Genomic DNA, 16305 nt, shown 5'->3' on the forward strand with positions numbered 1-16305 from the left:
TCTATGTATAAATAACGAAAAATCCTACTTCCAGTCGATTTTTTTTTCATTTTTGTTGTGTAACATTCGATTACAGATGCTAAAATGCCTATTTCCGAACCAATATCCTCTATTTGCACTCAAAGGAGATGGATGTCCGGATTCCAAAATAACATGTTTCTTTTTATCTACTAGTTTGGCTTTCTTCTTTGCATACCCACCCCAAAGTAAAAAAACAACATCTTTCTTGGACTCTGAAATAATACGAATAACAGCGTCCGTAAAGGTTTCCCATCCTTTTTTTTGATGACTCCCTGGTTGCGCCTCCCTTACAGTTAAGGTTGCATTTAGTAATAAAACACCTTGTTTAGCCCATCTTTCTAAGTTACCGCTTACGGGATAGGTGCAATTTAAATCTGTAGTAATTTCTTTAAATATATTTATTAAGGATGGTGGATGACGAATGCCATCCTTAACTGAGAAACAAAGTCCGTTTGCCTGTCCCTCCCCATGATATGGATCCTGCCCGATAATAACCACTTTAACATTTTCTATGCTGCAATAATTAAAAGCTGACCAAATATTTTGCATTTCCGGGTAGCACGTATTATCTGCGTACTCACTAACTACAAAACTTTCTAATTCTTTAAAGTATTTTTTATTGAACTCATGAGAAAGTACTTGTCTCCATGAATTTTCTAAGGAATCTATCATTTCAGAAATATCTATTTACTCGATAACCGAGATTTTAATACTTTTAAAAATATGTAATTTAAAAAAGAATTAAAATACTTCTTGAAAATAAGTTCTTGCTAATTGTTCTTTTACAATTTCATTCTCTTCTATTCGCTCTTGTAAAGCTTTTACATAGTACTGGTAAACTTTGGAAGATTGTATTTCTTGAGCTTTATTCGCTAAATATAGAGCTCCTCCTAGATTTCCTTTTATTTCTTCATAAAAAGCTAAATTGTAAATTGCCCTGCTTTTTACTTTTAAATCGGTATTAAATTGCAAAGATTCCCATACTTTAACCGCGGATTCCCAATCGGCAACTTCAACATAACTATGTGCGAGTTGTAATTCCGAACCTCCTTTAATAAAATACTTACGTACTACTCCGTTTTCACTTGGCAATAAGCGCATGCCATAAGCCTCACCTTTATTTTTGCTTTGCTTGCTTACTTCTTTTACCCTATCCTCAATGGCAATTAAAGCTTGTACAGGGGTAATACCTTCTGCTTTAGATTCCAAAACCTCCGTAAATACCATTTCATCTATTACTTGCTTATTTTTGGGATTATAAATACGCCATCCATTTTCTATTAAGGTTTCTAATGTAATTTCATTACCTCGTACTTTTTCTTTTACTCGAAGCATGTTGGCTTGTAAAATCTTCTTTTTTCGTAGAGAAACTTGCGTTTCTGTATCATAATGCGATAAAGAAAAAATAGCATCTACATTATGTTCTTTACACAACGTCTCTACCTTGGACCATGATATTTCTTCTGACGATTCTTTCCTACTTTTATGCGTGGCAGGAATTCCTTCGATTATCTTTATGGTATCGAATCGTTTATCTTTTAGCAGTTCATCAAACAACCCTGCAATAGCGGCTTTTTTTCCTTCTTTATCTAATTGCAAGTCCTTTTCAGAAAGAATTTGTTCTATCCTATTTTCATATTCCTTTTGCTGTTGTACTAGACTTTCGTTAATTATACCAATCCTTTTAATATTAGATTCTAATTCTACAGAAGCAGGCTCCAAAGTCACTAAAATATATTCTTTAGTAGTACTACAGGAGCTAAAAAAGACCAGAAATAATAGCAATACTGGTTTTATATGTAATGATTTCATTCTACTGTTTAATTTGTGTTTATACCGATTCTCCACTTTTCCTCATTTATAACCGTAGGTATAAAACAGTTTATATAGTAACTTTATTGCATTTCTCCGCCTGAATTTTTAACTATAATTTATTTATAATCAAACAAATAACACAAACAACTAAAATCACTATTTCTCATATTATGATTTACAGTATTGCGTAACACCCAACCAAAAGGCTAATAATTTTTCAATTCAGCCCCAATGCCTACCTTTGTAATCTACCAAGATTTACATGGAAAGTATACATAGCAAGACATTACAAGATTTAGAGTTCCCAACGGTGCTAAAGCAAATTGCAGCAAGAAGTCTTACCGAATTAGGAAAAGAGCATGCATTACTTGTAGCTCCTATTTCCGATACTCTAGAATTAAAGAAGGTCCTCGGTCAAACCTCGGAATACCTGTCATCCTTAATTAGTGAAAATAAAATTCCAGCCCATAGTTTTGATAGTATTAATAATGAGTTAAAACTTTTAAAAATTGAGAATACCACTCTGGAATTAGTGGGATTTAGAAGAATTAGTAGCATTTGCACCACGGTAGTAACACATAAAAAGTTCTTTAAAAAGTTTAAAGAATATTTTCCTTTACTTTTTGAATATACTGAGAATTTTGAAGTAAACACCGAAATTCCAGCATTAATCAATGGTGTAATTGATAAGTTTGGAGAAATAAAAGACAATGCGTCTAACACCTTGTTAAGCATTCGTAGACAAAAAAATCAGGTAAAAGGAAAAATTAACCAAAGTTTTTTATCCGCATTAAACACCTACCAAAGTTCAGATTATTTAGATGATATTCGGGAATCTGTTGTAGAAAATCGAAGAGTTTTAGCTGTTAAAGCTATGTATCGTAAGAAAATTAAAGGTTCCGTAATGGGCTCTTCTAAAACAGGAAGCATTATTTATATTGAACCCGAGGCTACACTTCGCTATAGTAGAGAACTTAATAATTTAGAGTTCGACGAAAAGGAAGAGATTCAGCGAATTCTTAATGAGTTAACGGGGTACATTAGGCCATTTAGCTACTTATTAGCTGAATATCAGCGCTTTTTATGTCATATGGATATAACTTCTGCAAAAGCAAAATATGCTTCAGAAATGAATGCTCTTTTGCCTAAAATTAGCGAAGAAAAACAAATGTACCTTAGAGATGCGTACCACCCTTTGCTCTTCTTAAGTAATAAGATAAAAAAGGAAAAAACATATCCGCAAACCATAGAATTGCATTCAGAAAACCGGATTATTGTAATCTCTGGTCCTAATGCCGGAGGAAAAAGTATCACACTAAAAACCATAGGTTTATTACAGTTAATGTTACAAAGCGGTCTACTGGTACCTGTTCATGAGCGAAGTAAAATGTGTTTGTTTAATAAAATACTAACAGATATAGGAGATAACCAATCTATTGAAAATCAACTAAGTACATATAGTTATCGTCTTAAAAACATGAACCAATTCTTACGCAAATGTAATTCTAACACTTTGTTTTTAATTGATGAGTTTGGTACCGGTAGTGATCCAGAATTAGGAGGAGCACTTGCGGAAACATTTTTAGAAGTATTTTATGAACGACAAGCATATGGTGTAATTACCACGCATTACGCTAATTTAAAATTACTAGCGAACGAACTTCCACATATTTCTAATGCGAATATGCTATTTAATGGAAAAACCTTAGAACCTACTTTTCAATTAGTTCTAGGGGAAGCCGGTAGCTCCTTTACTTTTGAAGTTGCGCAAAAAAATGGAATTCCATATAGTCTTATAAACAAGGCAAAGAAGAAGATAGAACGAGGTAAAGTACGTTTTGATGCCACCATAAGCAAAATGCAAAAAGAACGCAGTAAAATGGTCCAAACGGGCTCTAGACTTCAAGAAGAAGAAAGTAAAGCCCGTGAAGAAGGTAGAAAACTAGAAGAATTAAACGCCAAAATAAAGTCTAAACTAGAGAATTACCAAGAATTATATGACCACAATCAGCGTATGATTTATCTTGGAAACAAAGTAAATACCCTTGCTGAACGTTATTTTAGGGATAAAAAGAAGCGTATTTTGGTTTCAGAAATGCTCAGGGTAGTAGAAACAGAAAATAGCAAGCGAAAAAAGAAAACTACCAAACAAATAAAAATAGAAAAAGCAAAAAAAGCGGTTACTGAAAAAGAAGTTATAGAAAAAGTACAGATTATTCGCCAAGAAAAAAAGGTGGAGAAGAAAAAAGCTATTGTAAAGGAAAAGAACAAACCAAAAACTATTTTTAAAGTAGGAGATCGGGTTCGTTTGTTAGATGGAAAATCTGTGGGAAGCATTGATAAATTAGAAAAAAACAAGGCTTTTATAAATTATGGTATTTTTACAACTAATGCGCACGTAGACCAATTAGAATTAGTGGAAAGAAAAAAATGACACCTCCTAAAACTAAAAAAATTATTTTGTTTGATGGCGTATGCAATCTTTGCAATGGTGCTATTCAATTTGCTATTAAACGAGATAAAAAAGAAGAGTTTCTTTTTGCTCCTTTGCAAAGCAAAACTGGGCAACAGTTATTAGCGGAAAGGGGAATTAATACCAAGAAAGTAGATTCTATAATCCTAATAGAGCCAAATGTAGTGTATTACACAAAATCGGATGCTGCTTTAGAAATTGCAAAAAACTTAAGCACCCCATGGAAGTTCATCCACTTATTTAAAGTATTTCCGAAAGGTTTTCGAGATTTCGTATACGATTTTATCGCAAAGAATAGGTATAACTGGTATGGTAAAAAAGAGCAATGTATGGTACCTACGCCAGAATTAAAAGCTAGGTTTTTAGACTAACTAAGTCAAATGGAGTTTTTACTCATTCAAACACTTCATACACCCATTATCTCTTTTTAAGAATCTATTCTAAACATAAGTTTACCGTATAACCAATACAAAAACTTATGAAAAAAATTATCTTCTTTTTATGTCTATTTCCATTAATTACTTTGGGAAACGATCATCAGATTCCATCTAAAATCAAAGAAGTAACTGTATATTTAAGCGGTGCAGAAATTACAAGAAATGCTTCTTTTTTATTAAAAGAAGGAACTACGCAAATGACTTTTACAGGATTGTCTACGAAAGTTGATGAGACTAGTATTCAAATTTCAGGTCTACAGGCTACTTCTATCCTATCCATGTCTTACGACATTAATTATTTAGCAAAATCAAAGAATAAACCAGAAATAGAGTTTTTAGAAAAACAAATAGAGACCGTAGAAGATAAAATAGCACTATTTAATAATACCATAAAAGGGTTAGAAGAGGAAGAAAAAGTAATACAAAAAAATAGACTAATCAGTTCCGAGACACAGTCGGTAGATTTAGCAAGAATAAAGGAAATTAGCACTTATTACAGAGAACGAATTACGGCTATTAAGAATACTATTTATTCCACTAAACTTAAAATTAACACCTTATCTCAAGAAAAAAGTGCCATAACTAAACAATTAAAAGAGCTAAACCAAGCACCAGAAAAGAAACAAGGCGAATTAACTATTGTTTTTGACGCACCTATATCCACAAATTTAAATCTAGAGTTTTCCTATATTGTTACTGATGCCGGGTGGATACCAACCTACGATATTAAATCTAAAGTCATTAATGCTCCTTTAAAATTAACATATAAAGCACATGTTTATCAAAAAACTGGAAATGATTGGGAGCAAGTAAAAATTAATTTATCCACCGGAAACCCAAATACTAACGTTGCCAAGCCCAATTTAGGAACCAAGTATCTAAATTTTACGAATGGCTACAAAACCAAGTCCAGCGTTAGTTCTATTAAAAAAAGTAAGTACCATTACAACCCATCGGTAAAGCAAGTTACAGGTACTATCCTAGATGAAGCAGGAATGCCATTACCCGGTGTAAGTGTAATAATTAAAGGAACTTCCCAAGGCACACAAACCGATTTCGATGGTAATTTTATTCTTAAAATTACCCAAGGACAGGAATTGGAGTTTTCTTATTTAGGTTTTGTAACGCAAGATATTCCTATTTTTTCATCGGTTATGAATATACAAATGGAAGAAGATGCTTCCATGCTCGAAGAAGTTGTAGTTGTTGGATACGGAACTAGTACTAAAAGGGAATTAACCGGGGCTGTACGTTCTGTAAATGTTGAGAGAGCATTAAGTGGTAGAGCTGCTGGAGTGCAAATAAGAGGAATAGGCTCTATTTCAAAAAGTTCTTATTCCCCACCAAAACCTCCTTTATATGTTATTGATGGTATGATTTCCGAAAATTTTGTAGAGGGCGACCTAGACACCAACGAAATACAATCCATAGAAGTTTTAAAAGGGGAAAACGCCACTTCCATATATGGTTCTAGAGGTACTAATGGTATTGTAGCAATAACGACAAAGAAAAGCACTACTAAAGAAGAAGTAATTCAGACTGTATTTCAGATAAAAAAATCATATACGATAACTTCTGATGCCGATATAACAGCCATAGAGATAAATACTTTTACTCTAGATGCCGAATACGAATATCTAACTATACCGGTACTAAATGAGAATGTATTTTTAACTGCTACCTTTAAAAATTGGGAAAAATACAATCTTTTACCAGGAGAAGCTAGTGTATATTTTAATGGTTCTTTTGCCGGAAAAACAACGATTGACCCTTACACTGTAAAAAAAGAAATGACCCTATCTTTAGGTATAGATGACAACATTACTGTTACCAGAAAAAGAATAAAGGCCTTTAAAAGTAAATCCTTTGCAGGTAGTAATCGTATTTTAAATAAGGAGTATCTATTGGAGGTTAAAAACAATAAAACCACCCCTATTTCCATAAAAATTATGGATCGCATTCCTGTATCTCAAAACAAAGAAATAAAGGTAGATAATGCAGAAACACATTCGGCAGACTACAATAGCAAAAAAGGAATTCTAAGCTGGAAACTGAAAATGCCACCCAATCAAACAGAAAAACTAAACTTTTCATACCAAGTTAAGCACCCCAAGTACAAACATATTTCACTATAACAATAATGCCGTTATTACCTTTAAAACACCTAATTTTGTATTAGGTGTTTTTTTGTGATGAACATAGAAGCATTATATTAATGAAATAATTATGGAGATTATATCACATTGGATTTACGATTACTTAATAGAAGCTGGCGCAACGGAAGTTTGGGCAAAATATATAAACGTATTAATTTTAGCAACGGCGCTTGTTTTAGTACTTTTTTTGATTGATTTTATTATTCGAAAAATCATAGTAAATACGTTTGGTAGATTCACAAGTAACTCTAAAACAAAGTTTGATGATTTTCTGGTTCGCAATAAAACACCACGCAATATTGCACATATTATACCTATTCTTATTGCATATGAAACTGTTCCTTACATTTTTAGAGATTTCCCTAAATTAGAAAATATATTATTTAAAGGAATTGAAGTTTTTGGTATTGTACTTTTTCTTTGGATTGTTCGTAGTCTATTAAATACTCTCAAGGATTTCTTTAAAACACTTCCCAATTTAAAAGATAAACCTATTGATAGCTATATACAGGTCTTCATGATTTTCTCCTGGGCAATTGGCATTCTATTTGCCTTTTCTATTATCACGGGAATGGAATTATGGAAATTCCTTACCGCTCTAGGAACCGCTTCTGCTGTAATAATATTAGTTTTTAGGGACACTATCCTTGGTTTTGTTGCTAGTATTCAAGTTTCTATTAATGACATGGTCCGTATTGGGGATTGGATAACCTTTGAAAAATACGGTGCGGACGGAGATGTTATAGAAATTAACCTCTCTACAGTAAAAGTGCAGAATTTCGACAAAACCATTACCACTATACCAACGTATGCACTAATTTCTGACTCTTTTAGAAACTGGAGAGGCATGACTAATGCACAAGGGAGACGAATTAAGCGCGCTTTACTCATAAAACAAGAAAGTGTACACTTTTTAGAAAAAAGTGAACTAGAGGGCTTAAAAAGTATTGGCCTGCTCCTTCCTTATTTATCGTCTAAAGAAAAAGATATTACCGATTACAACCAAGAAAATGAGATAGATAAGTCTACCTTAATTAACGGGAGAAACTTAACAAACATTGGTGTGTTTAGAAAATATGTGGACTTATATCTAAACAATCATTCAGGAATAAATAAAGAGATGATGATAATGGCCAGGCAACTAGCGCCTACCAGCCAAGGTTTACCTATAGAAATTTACGCTTTTAGTTCGGATAAACGATGGGAAAACTATGAATACATTATGGCCGACATTTTTGATCATTTAATTGCGGCAATTCCTTATTTTAATTTAGAAGGGTTTGAATTACCTAGTAGCTCTAATTTTAAAAAGGATTAAAAACGCAGTTTAAATCCATAAACTTTTAGGGCTCCTTGCATAAAATCTAAATTAAAAGCCCTTTTAAATCCCATGTTTTCATACATTTTCCATGCAATTTTCATTGCATCTGTGGTATGTATAATTAATTGCAGTGCTTTTTTGTCTTTCGCTTTAGTAATACATTCTTTTACTAACAAAGACCCAACCCCTTCTCCCCTTTTAGAAACATCTACTGCGAGTAGCCTAAACCCTGAGGCATTTTTTTCCTTTGTAGCGGTTCCTCCGGAACCATAATGCTGCATATCTCCAAAATAAACAACCGCACCTGCAATAGTTTTATCTACAGTAACAGCTACTAGCAAATCGGTGTCTTCTTTTTTAGCAAAATCCACAATATTAGCTAACATTTTATAATAATCAGGCTGTTCATTTTCGTTAGGGAAACCCTTGAGTGTAGAATAAACAGTAATCATTAATCTACCTATTTCTTTATACTCTTCTGGTTTCGCCTTTCTTACAATATAATCCTGTACCATAATATTGGTGTTGTAAAACTAATGTTTCAAAATTAGCTCCATTTGTATATTACTTCTTTCATAAGGAGTCTCATTACCAAAAACTTTAGTAAAACCTAGTTTTTGGTATAAAGAAATAGCTGGTTTTAATATGGTATTACTCTCCAGATATACGTTTTTAGCTCCTAATAATTTAGCTTCTTTAATTATGGCCTTACCAAGTAAAAAGCCAACCCCTTTTCCCTGCGCATTTGGTGATACTGCCATTTTCGCAAGTTCATAATCATAAATTTCATGATTCATTTTTAATAAAGCGCAAACACCTAATACCTCCCTATTATCAAGTGCCACTAGAATTTTTCCTCCCCTATTTAAAATATATGCTTCCGGATTGTCCAAAGCTTTTTTATCTGCATCCTCAATTTTGAAATATTTAAGAATCCATTCTTCATTTAATTTCTTAAAATCAGATTTATATATTGAAGAATAGGCAACTATATCTATATTTTGGGATTCCCTTTTCTTTTGTTGTTCTAAAACTCTATTTACTAGTGATTTTTCATTTAGTAAAAATTCAAATTCCTGAAGGGCATGCCACAAGTTATGTTTTGTATTAGAAAGCGCTTTTTTTATAGCATTATCCACATCGGAATATAGAACAGCAATGTTTTTTGATATTCGCCTTCCTTTGGTAGTAAGCAAAATATTATTTTTTCTACCATCCGATTTATCTTTTTTTTCTTTTACCAAACCAGCGGCCAACATCTCTTTTACAATCTTGATAACGGAAGGATGTGAATGATTTATAGCTTTGGCAATAGTGGTAATGGAACTTTCACTTTCTTGATTGGATAAGTAATAGTACACTGGAAACCATTTAGGCTTAAGGTCAACATGGTACATATCGTTAATAACTTTTGCATCCTTTGTAATTGTTTCACTTAAAGCTCTTAGCCTACTACCAATGACCATTTCTCCTATTTCATCGAAATTCATCATATATGTTTTAAAGTACGTAACCAGTTACTAATATAACAAAAAAATAATCTAATTAAGAATAACTAGATTATTTTACCTTTTCTAAACTACAATAAATATCATATTACATCCTCTAAATGATCATCCCATTCTTTTACATGTGGCTCTCCTAATTTACCAACAGATTTCGCTACCACCATAGAAACAGTTGCATCTCCGGTAACATTTATAACTGTTCTACACATATCTAAAGGCCTATCTACAGCAAATATTAACGCCAAACCAACCGCAAACTTATCTGGTGGGAAACCTACAGATTCCAACACTATTACCAACATAACCATTCCTGCCCCAGGAACAGCGGCAGAACCTATTGAGGCCAATAAAGCCGTTAATACAATAGTTAGCTGGTCTGCCAAAGTAAGATCAAAGCTTAAAGCTTGTGCTATAAACACAGCTGCCACCCCTTGATACAGACTTGTACCGTCCATATTAATAGTAGCCCCAACCGGAAGGACAAAACTCGAAACTTCCTTATCTACACCAATATGCTCCTCTACCCTTTCCATAGTAACTGGCAAAGTTGCAGCACTAGAAGAGGTAGAAAATGCTAATAGTTGCGCTGGGCTTATTTGTTTTAAAAACCAAAACGGACTTTTCTTTGTATAAATACCAACTACAATACAGTAAAAAACAATCATTAAAAGAAGTCCTATGACAACGACCATTGCATATTTAAGCAATGCTAATAACAAATCTGGATCACTCGATGAAACCACCACACTAGATAAAAGTGCAAAAACTGCATATGGAGCCGAAAGCATAATTAAATCGACCATTTTAAGAACCACGTCATTCAATGAATCGAAAAAATCTTTTAACGGTTTTGCTTTCTCTTCCCCTATCAACAGCATACTTATTCCTAAAAATATGGCAAAAAAGATAACTTGCAACATTAAACTATTACTCCCTAGGGCTTTAACAGCATTATCCGGAACCATATCTACTAAAAACTGTAGCGGTCCTGCCCCTTTTTGATTAGTTGCTTCTTTTATTTTAGATAATACGCCACTATCTTGAGCATATGTGCTAGTAAGTTTATTAATTGTTTCTTCAGATATTCCGTCTCCCGGATTGGTAATATTAACTAAAACCAAACCAATAGTAATTGCTACCACTGTTGTTAAAATATAAATTACAATAGTTCGTAAACCTATATTTTTGAATTTAGAAATATCTTTTAAATCCGATATACCCTTAATTAATGAAGCTAATATTAAGGGAATTGCAATGAGCTTTAAGAGTTTAATAAAAATAGTACCTAAGGGCTTAATCCAATTAGATACAAAAGACCCCCCCCAATTTAATTGGGTCATAACAAAACCAAAGACAATACCTAATAGCATACCTATTAGAATTTGCCAATGCAATTCTAGTTTTTTCATTTAATCCGTTTTAATTAGTCAGTTTTAAAGGTAGAAAGATACCTAATTAGACGGACAAACCATGAAAAATATAATATCTATCGTTGGATAGTTCTGTTTATAAGAGTGTAATCCGCTATAACCAATGCAGCCATAGCCTCCACAATAGGCACTGCTCTTGGAACCACACAAGGGTCATGACGCCCTTTACCTTGGGTTTTTACCATATTTCCCTTCTTATCTATGGTTTCATACGGTTGAATTACCGTTGCGACTGGCTTAAATGCAACCTTAAAGTAAATATCCATACCATTGCTTATACCTCCCTGAATGCCACCACTGTAGTTAGTTTGAGTTGTTCCATCCGAATTGAACTTATCATTGTGCTTGCTCCCCTTCATTGCCACTCCTTCAAAACCACTACCGTACTCAAATCCTTTTACTGCATTTATAGATAACATTGCTTTTCCAAGCTCTGCATGAAGTTTATCAAAAGCCGGCTCTCCCAATCCAATAGGCACATTTTTTATAACACAAGAAATAATACCCCCAATTGTATCCCCTTCTTTACGCACTTCTTTGATATAATTCTCCATTTTTTCTGCCATTGCAGGATCTGGACAACGAACAGGATTCGTTTCTGTAAGTGAAAAATCTAATTCCGAATAGTCTTTATCTAATTTTAAATCCCCCACTTGAGAAACATATGCATTAAATGTAATACCGCTTAAAAACTGCTTAGCAATTGCTCCCGCAACTACCCTGCTTGCTGTTTCTCTCGCCGAACTTCTTCCTCCTCCTCTATAATCTCGAAAGCCATATTTCTTATCATACACATAATCCGCATGCGATGGTCTATAAGAATCCTTTATATGGCCGTAATCGTGTGATTTTTGATTGGTATTAAATATAGCAAACCCTATTGGAGTTCCTGTTGTTTTTCCTTCGAATATACCAGAATGGAAATCTACGGAATCTGGTTCTTTTCTTTGCGTAACAATCGCAGACTGCCCAGGTTTTCTTCTATTTAATTCTTCTTGTATTGCTTCAAAATCTAAAGTTATTCCTGACGGACACCCATCTATAACTCCACCAATAGCAACACCATGAGACTCTCCGAATGTCATTAACTTAAATAGGTTTCCAAAAGTATTACCAGCCATATAGTATTGTTTACTGCAAAGGTAATTTTTATATCATAAAAACCGAAATTAAGAACCGCCTTAATACCCGTATAACGCATTCTTTACTTAATTCTCATTTTATTAACCTTTTTATTAAGTTTTTTTGATTTCGGCTTGACTTTAAATTTATAACTAATGGCTTAATTTGTAAGAAATATCATATACATTGAAAAAAAGGAAAATTAAACTAGCTGTTATATCTGATGTTCATTTGGGTACTTCAAAAAGTCATGCGCAAGAATTGATAAATTATTTAAATAGCATACAACCAAAAACCTTAATTCTAAATGGCGATATACTAGACACCTGGAACGAATCTCCTGAATACTTCCCAAATTCTCATTTAAAGGTAATTCGAAAGATTTTAAGCATGGCCTCAAAAGGAACTAAGGTTGTATACATAACAGGCAATCACGATGAAAGATTAAGAAGGTTTAGCTCTGCTTTTAAAGGCAATCTAAAAATAACCAATAAGCTTGTCTTAGAATTAGATGGTAAAAGAGCTTGGTTTTTTCATGGAGACATTTTCGATATTTCCACCAAAAACAGTAAATGGATTGCTAAAATTGGCTCTGTTGGCTACCAGCTGTTACATTTTATAAATAAATGTAATAGCTGGTTTTTTAAAAAATTAGGAAAGCCTCGATATTCCTTATCAGACAAGTTAAAAAAAGGTATCTCTAACAACATCAAAACCATAGATAATTTTGAAAAAACTGTTACAGAGCTAGCAATTGATAATGGATACTCTTATGTTGTATGCGGACACACCCATCTACCTAAAAAAGAAATCTTTTTTACCGACAAAGGAAAATGCACTTATTTAAACTCAGGAGATTGGGTGGAAAATTTAACTGCACTTGAATATTCCTTTAAACGCTGGAAAATATACAGATACAGTCATGATAAGTTAATTCCTTTTTTTGTTGACGAGGAATTAAAAAGCAAAACAATTCACGAACTTGTAAGCTCTTTATATACCGCCATACCCACGAAACTAAAAACAAAAGCAGCCCTTAAAAAAGAAAAAATATTAGATTAAAGCCTCTTTCCATATGGTAATAGGGTGCAATGCCTGCCTTTTCGTACCATCATGAATTTGATGCCTACAACTTGTGCCATTAGCAGCAATTATAGTTTCTCTAGATGAGTTTCTTACCGCAGGGAATAACTTTAACTCCCCTACTTGCATGCTAACTTCATAATGCTCCTCTTCATAGCCAAAAGACCCTGCCATTCCGCAACAACCAGAACTAATAATAGAAACCTTATAATTCTCTGGTAAATTCAACATATCGAAAGTAACTTTTTGATTAGACAATGATTTTTGATGGCAATGGTTATGTATTTTTACTTCCTTAGCTTCTTTAGTAAATAAATCGGAAGTAAGAATTCCTTTTTTTATTTCCAAAGCAATAAACTCCTCTATAATAAATGTATTTTTTGATATCGCATCTAATGCTTCCGTATCTTCAGAAAAACGCTTATACTCATCTCTAAATGTTAATATAGCGGATGGCTCTAAGCCTACAATTGGAATGTTTTTAGCCGCTATTGGTTTTAATTTTTCTATATTTTTTAAAGCTAGAGATTTTGCTTGCTTCAAGAACCCCTTGGAAATATAGGTTCTACCACTTTCTCCATAATATAGAGATACATTATACCCTAATCTAGTTAAAACCTCAATAGCATCTTTCCCTAACTCCACATCTAGGTAATTCGTAAATTCATCTATATATAAAACTACTTTTGTATTAGTTGTATATTCTTTATTATTAAATAATTGAAGATGTTTATTGAAATTAACACTTGAAACTTTAGGAAGCGTTCTTTTTTTGGCAACACCGGAAGTTTTCTTTATGAGACTACTAATAAAATTAGAATCATACATGGCATTAGTAAGTCCAGCCACTTTACTCCCTAAACGATTCATCTTAGTACTATGCGCAAAGAGTTTTGCTCGCAACGGATATCCATTTATTTCTTGGTATTGATACAAAAACTCTGCTTTTAAAGTCGCTACATCTACATTACTAGGGCATTCACTAGAACATGCTTTGCAACTAAGACACAAATCGAACACCTCTTTTAATTCTTTACTATCGAACTTATTTTCTTTATCAGAAGTAGTTAAAAATTCTCGCAAAGCATTTGCTCTACCACGCGTAGTATCCTTTTCATTTTTTGTCGCTTGGTAACTTGGACACATGGCACCTGCCATGTGGTGCGTCTTACGACAATCTCCACTACCATTACATTTTTCTGCCGCCTTTAAAATTCCTTCACTATCCGAAAAATTTAATAGCGTTTTTATTTCAGGTTCTTTGCGATCTATTTCGTAACGCAGAGATTCGTCCATTGGGTACGCATCTACGATTTTTCCTGGATTAAAAATATTATTAGGATCAAAGTAAGACTTTACTCTTTTTAATAGCTGATAATTCTTATCCCCAATCATTAAAGGAATAAATTCCGCTCTAACAATACCATCTCCATGTTCCCCACTGAAGGAACCTCTATATTTTTTAGTAAGAATAGCTACTTCAGTAGTTATTGCCCTAAATAAACCAACATCCTCTCCTTTCTTTAAATTAAGAATAGGTCTTAAGTGTAATTCCCCGGCACCAGCATGCGCATAATACACCGCTTGCTGCTTATACTTCTTCATTATTAAGGTAAACTCCCCAATAAAATCCTTTAAATCTTCTAGAGCAACCGCAGTATCTTCTATACAGGCCACTGCTTTCCTATCTCCTACAATATTCCCTAAAAGCCCAAGTCCTGCTTTTCGCAAAGCAATAGCCTTACCTATATCACCTCCTTTTAAAACCGCTTCTGCGTAACTTAAATTAGATTCTTTTACTTTTTTAAGTACAGCTTCTACTTGCTTTTCTAAATCTTCTTCAGTATACGCATTTACCTGCAACATTAGTAAAGCTGCTGGGTCTCCTTCGACAAAAAATCGATTCGCAAGTTGTTCTCTATTATTTTTGGTGCAATCCAAAATAACCTTATCCATCATTTCACAGAGCTGTAAATTACACTCCATTACCGGAGCTACATCTGTTAAACAATCTTCTAAGGAATTGTAATGCGTTATTACCATTGCGGACAATGGTGGGGGCAAATCATCTAAACTAATTGTAATTTCTGTTGTAAATGCAAGCGTTCCCTCACTCCCACTTAATAAAATACAAGGATTTATACCTTTGTCTGATGCTCCAAACAAACTATTATCCAACAGTTCATCTACTGCATAACCAGTACTCCTTCTATGTATTGTTTCTTTAGGGAATTCTGATATAATTTCTTTTTTTATATCACTATTAATCAGTTCATTATGGATGTTTTTATAAATAGATGCTTCAAATGAGTTTGAATTCATTTTTTCAACATATTCTTCCGCGGTAATCTCTTTAAATTCCACTTCAGAACCATCTGATAATATCGTTTTTAAGGAAACAACCTTATCTCGTGTTACTCCATATTGAATAGAGGTTGTACCGGAAGAATTATTACCAACCATACCACCAATCATACAGCGATTAGATGTAGATGTATTAGGACCAAAAAACAAACCGTACGGCTTTAAATACAAGTTTAATTCATCTCTAATTACACCTGGTTGTACTGTTGCTTGCTTTTTTTCTTGGTCAATAGAAATTATTTTTGTGAATTTTTTAGATACATCTACTACAATCCCTTCTCCCACACATTGCCCGGCCAAAGAAGTACCTGCGGTTCTTGGTATTAAACCTATTTTATGCGTATTAGCAAAATGTATTAATTCTTTTATATCAGCTACAGTACTAGGAAAAGCCACTGCCATTGGAATTTTTCTGTAAACAGATGCATCTGTAGCATATAAGGTTCTGCTTAAATTATCAATCCGTAAATTTCCCTCTAACTTACTCCCTAAATCCTGTAAAACTATTTTATCCAAAGCGGTACAATTTTGACGACAAATTTAAGTTTTTATTGTATGAGCTCTATTACACAGGA

At 33.3% G+C, this 16305-nt stretch carries 12 protein-coding genes; 5 read left to right on the forward strand and 7 right to left on the reverse strand.

Going from position 1 to position 16305, the window contains the following annotated elements:
* Positions 1 to 24: 24 nt before the first annotated feature.
* A complete protein-coding gene (locus Q0856_RS11495) occupies positions 25 to 693 on the reverse strand; it encodes a uracil-DNA glycosylase (RefSeq protein ID WP_298505119.1) in 669 nt (222 codons plus the stop codon).
* Positions 694 to 762: 69 nt separating this feature from the next.
* On the reverse strand, positions 763 to 1833 hold the full coding sequence (locus Q0856_RS11500) for a DUF6340 family protein (RefSeq protein WP_298505122.1): 1071 nt from the start codon (positions 1831 to 1833) through the stop codon (positions 763 to 765).
* 265 nt (positions 1834 to 2098) lie between these two features.
* Here Q0856_RS11500 and Q0856_RS11505 point away from each other — a divergent pair, with 265 nt between their 5' ends.
* From Q0856_RS11505 to Q0856_RS11520, 4 genes are all read left to right on the forward strand, one after another.
* The gene (locus Q0856_RS11505; protein ID WP_298505124.1) at positions 2099 to 4270 is read left to right on the forward strand and encodes a DNA mismatch repair protein MutS; all 2172 of its coding nucleotides are present in this window, start codon (positions 2099 to 2101) and stop codon (positions 4268 to 4270) included.
* Positions 4267 to 4680 carry a thiol-disulfide oxidoreductase DCC family protein gene (locus Q0856_RS11510; RefSeq protein WP_298505127.1) on the forward strand — a complete coding sequence of 138 codons (414 nt, stop codon included), beginning with the start codon at positions 4267 to 4269 and terminating at the stop codon, positions 4678 to 4680. Before Q0856_RS11505 ends, Q0856_RS11510 begins: the two co-directional genes overlap by 4 nt.
* A 107-nt stretch (positions 4681 to 4787) precedes the next feature.
* Positions 4788 to 6881: a mucoidy inhibitor MuiA family protein gene (locus tag Q0856_RS11515; RefSeq protein ID WP_298505129.1), complete on the forward strand. Its 2094-nt coding sequence runs from the start codon at positions 4788 to 4790 to the stop codon at positions 6879 to 6881.
* A 91-nt stretch (positions 6882 to 6972) separates the two neighbouring features.
* Positions 6973 to 8220, forward strand: a complete 1248-nt coding sequence (locus Q0856_RS11520) for a mechanosensitive ion channel domain-containing protein (protein WP_298505132.1) — start codon at positions 6973 to 6975, stop codon at positions 8218 to 8220.
* On the opposite strand, the gene Q0856_RS11525 is transcribed toward Q0856_RS11520, so the two are convergent.
* From Q0856_RS11525 to aroC, 4 genes are all read right to left on the reverse strand, one after another.
* The gene (locus tag Q0856_RS11525) at positions 8217 to 8738 is read right to left on the reverse strand and encodes a GNAT family N-acetyltransferase (RefSeq protein WP_298505134.1); all 522 of its coding nucleotides are present in this window, start codon (positions 8736 to 8738) and stop codon (positions 8217 to 8219) included. The genes Q0856_RS11520 and Q0856_RS11525 overlap by 4 nt on opposite strands.
* A gap of 18 nt (positions 8739 to 8756) precedes the next feature.
* A complete protein-coding gene (locus Q0856_RS11530) occupies positions 8757 to 9716 on the reverse strand; it encodes a helix-turn-helix domain-containing GNAT family N-acetyltransferase (RefSeq protein WP_298505137.1) in 960 nt (319 codons plus the stop codon).
* A 98-nt stretch (positions 9717 to 9814) separates the two neighbouring features.
* A complete protein-coding gene (locus Q0856_RS11535) occupies positions 9815 to 11140 on the reverse strand; it encodes a dicarboxylate/amino acid:cation symporter (RefSeq protein ID WP_298505139.1) in 1326 nt (441 codons plus the stop codon).
* A 77-nt stretch (positions 11141 to 11217) separates the two neighbouring features.
* Positions 11218 to 12282, reverse strand: coding sequence for a chorismate synthase (gene aroC / locus Q0856_RS11540; RefSeq protein WP_298505142.1), 1065 nt, complete (start codon positions 12280 to 12282; stop codon positions 11218 to 11220).
* A 187-nt stretch (positions 12283 to 12469) separates the two neighbouring features.
* Between aroC and Q0856_RS11545 the strand changes: the two genes are divergently transcribed.
* Complete coding sequence (locus Q0856_RS11545; RefSeq protein ID WP_298475683.1) at positions 12470 to 13345, forward strand: UDP-2,3-diacylglucosamine diphosphatase; 876 nt, start codon at positions 12470 to 12472, stop codon at positions 13343 to 13345.
* Here Q0856_RS11545 and Q0856_RS11550 read toward each other — a convergent pair.
* On the reverse strand, positions 13337 to 16246 hold the full coding sequence (locus Q0856_RS11550; RefSeq protein WP_298505145.1) for an FAD-binding and (Fe-S)-binding domain-containing protein: 2910 nt from the start codon (positions 16244 to 16246) through the stop codon (positions 13337 to 13339). The genes Q0856_RS11545 and Q0856_RS11550 overlap by 9 nt on opposite strands.
* Positions 16247 to 16305: the final 59 nt, after the last annotated feature.

Source organism: uncultured Maribacter sp., from assembly GCF_947496775.1.
In the GTDB taxonomy this organism is placed as follows: Bacteria; Bacteroidota; Bacteroidia; order Flavobacteriales; family Flavobacteriaceae; genus Maribacter_B.

Bases quoted from the DNA above. Each gene is read 5' to 3' on its own strand.
- aroC (WP_298505142.1), bottom strand. From the start codon at position 12,282: ATGGCTGGTAATACTTTTGGAAACCTATTTAAGTTAATGACATTCGGA.
- Q0856_RS11535 (WP_298505139.1), bottom strand. From the start codon at position 11,140: ATGAAAAAACTAGAATTGCATTGGCAAATTCTAATAGGTATGCTATTA.
- Q0856_RS11520 (WP_298505132.1), top strand. From the start codon at position 6,973: ATGGAGATTATATCACATTGGATTTACGATTACTTAATAGAAGCTGGC.
- Q0856_RS11530 (WP_298505137.1), bottom strand. From the start codon at position 9,716: ATGATGAATTTCGATGAAATAGGAGAAATGGTCATTGGTAGTAGGCTA.
- Q0856_RS11500 (WP_298505122.1), bottom strand. From the start codon at position 1,833: ATGAAATCATTACATATAAAACCAGTATTGCTATTATTTCTGGTCTTT.
- Q0856_RS11495 (WP_298505119.1), bottom strand. From the start codon at position 693: ATGATAGATTCCTTAGAAAATTCATGGAGACAAGTACTTTCTCATGAG.
- Q0856_RS11525 (WP_298505134.1), bottom strand. From the start codon at position 8,738: ATGGTACAGGATTATATTGTAAGAAAGGCGAAACCAGAAGAGTATAAA.
- Q0856_RS11515 (WP_298505129.1), top strand. From the start codon at position 4,788: ATGAAAAAAATTATCTTCTTTTTATGTCTATTTCCATTAATTACTTTG.
- Q0856_RS11510 (WP_298505127.1), top strand. From the start codon at position 4,267: ATGACACCTCCTAAAACTAAAAAAATTATTTTGTTTGATGGCGTATGC.
- Q0856_RS11505 (WP_298505124.1), top strand. From the start codon at position 2,099: ATGGAAAGTATACATAGCAAGACATTACAAGATTTAGAGTTCCCAACG.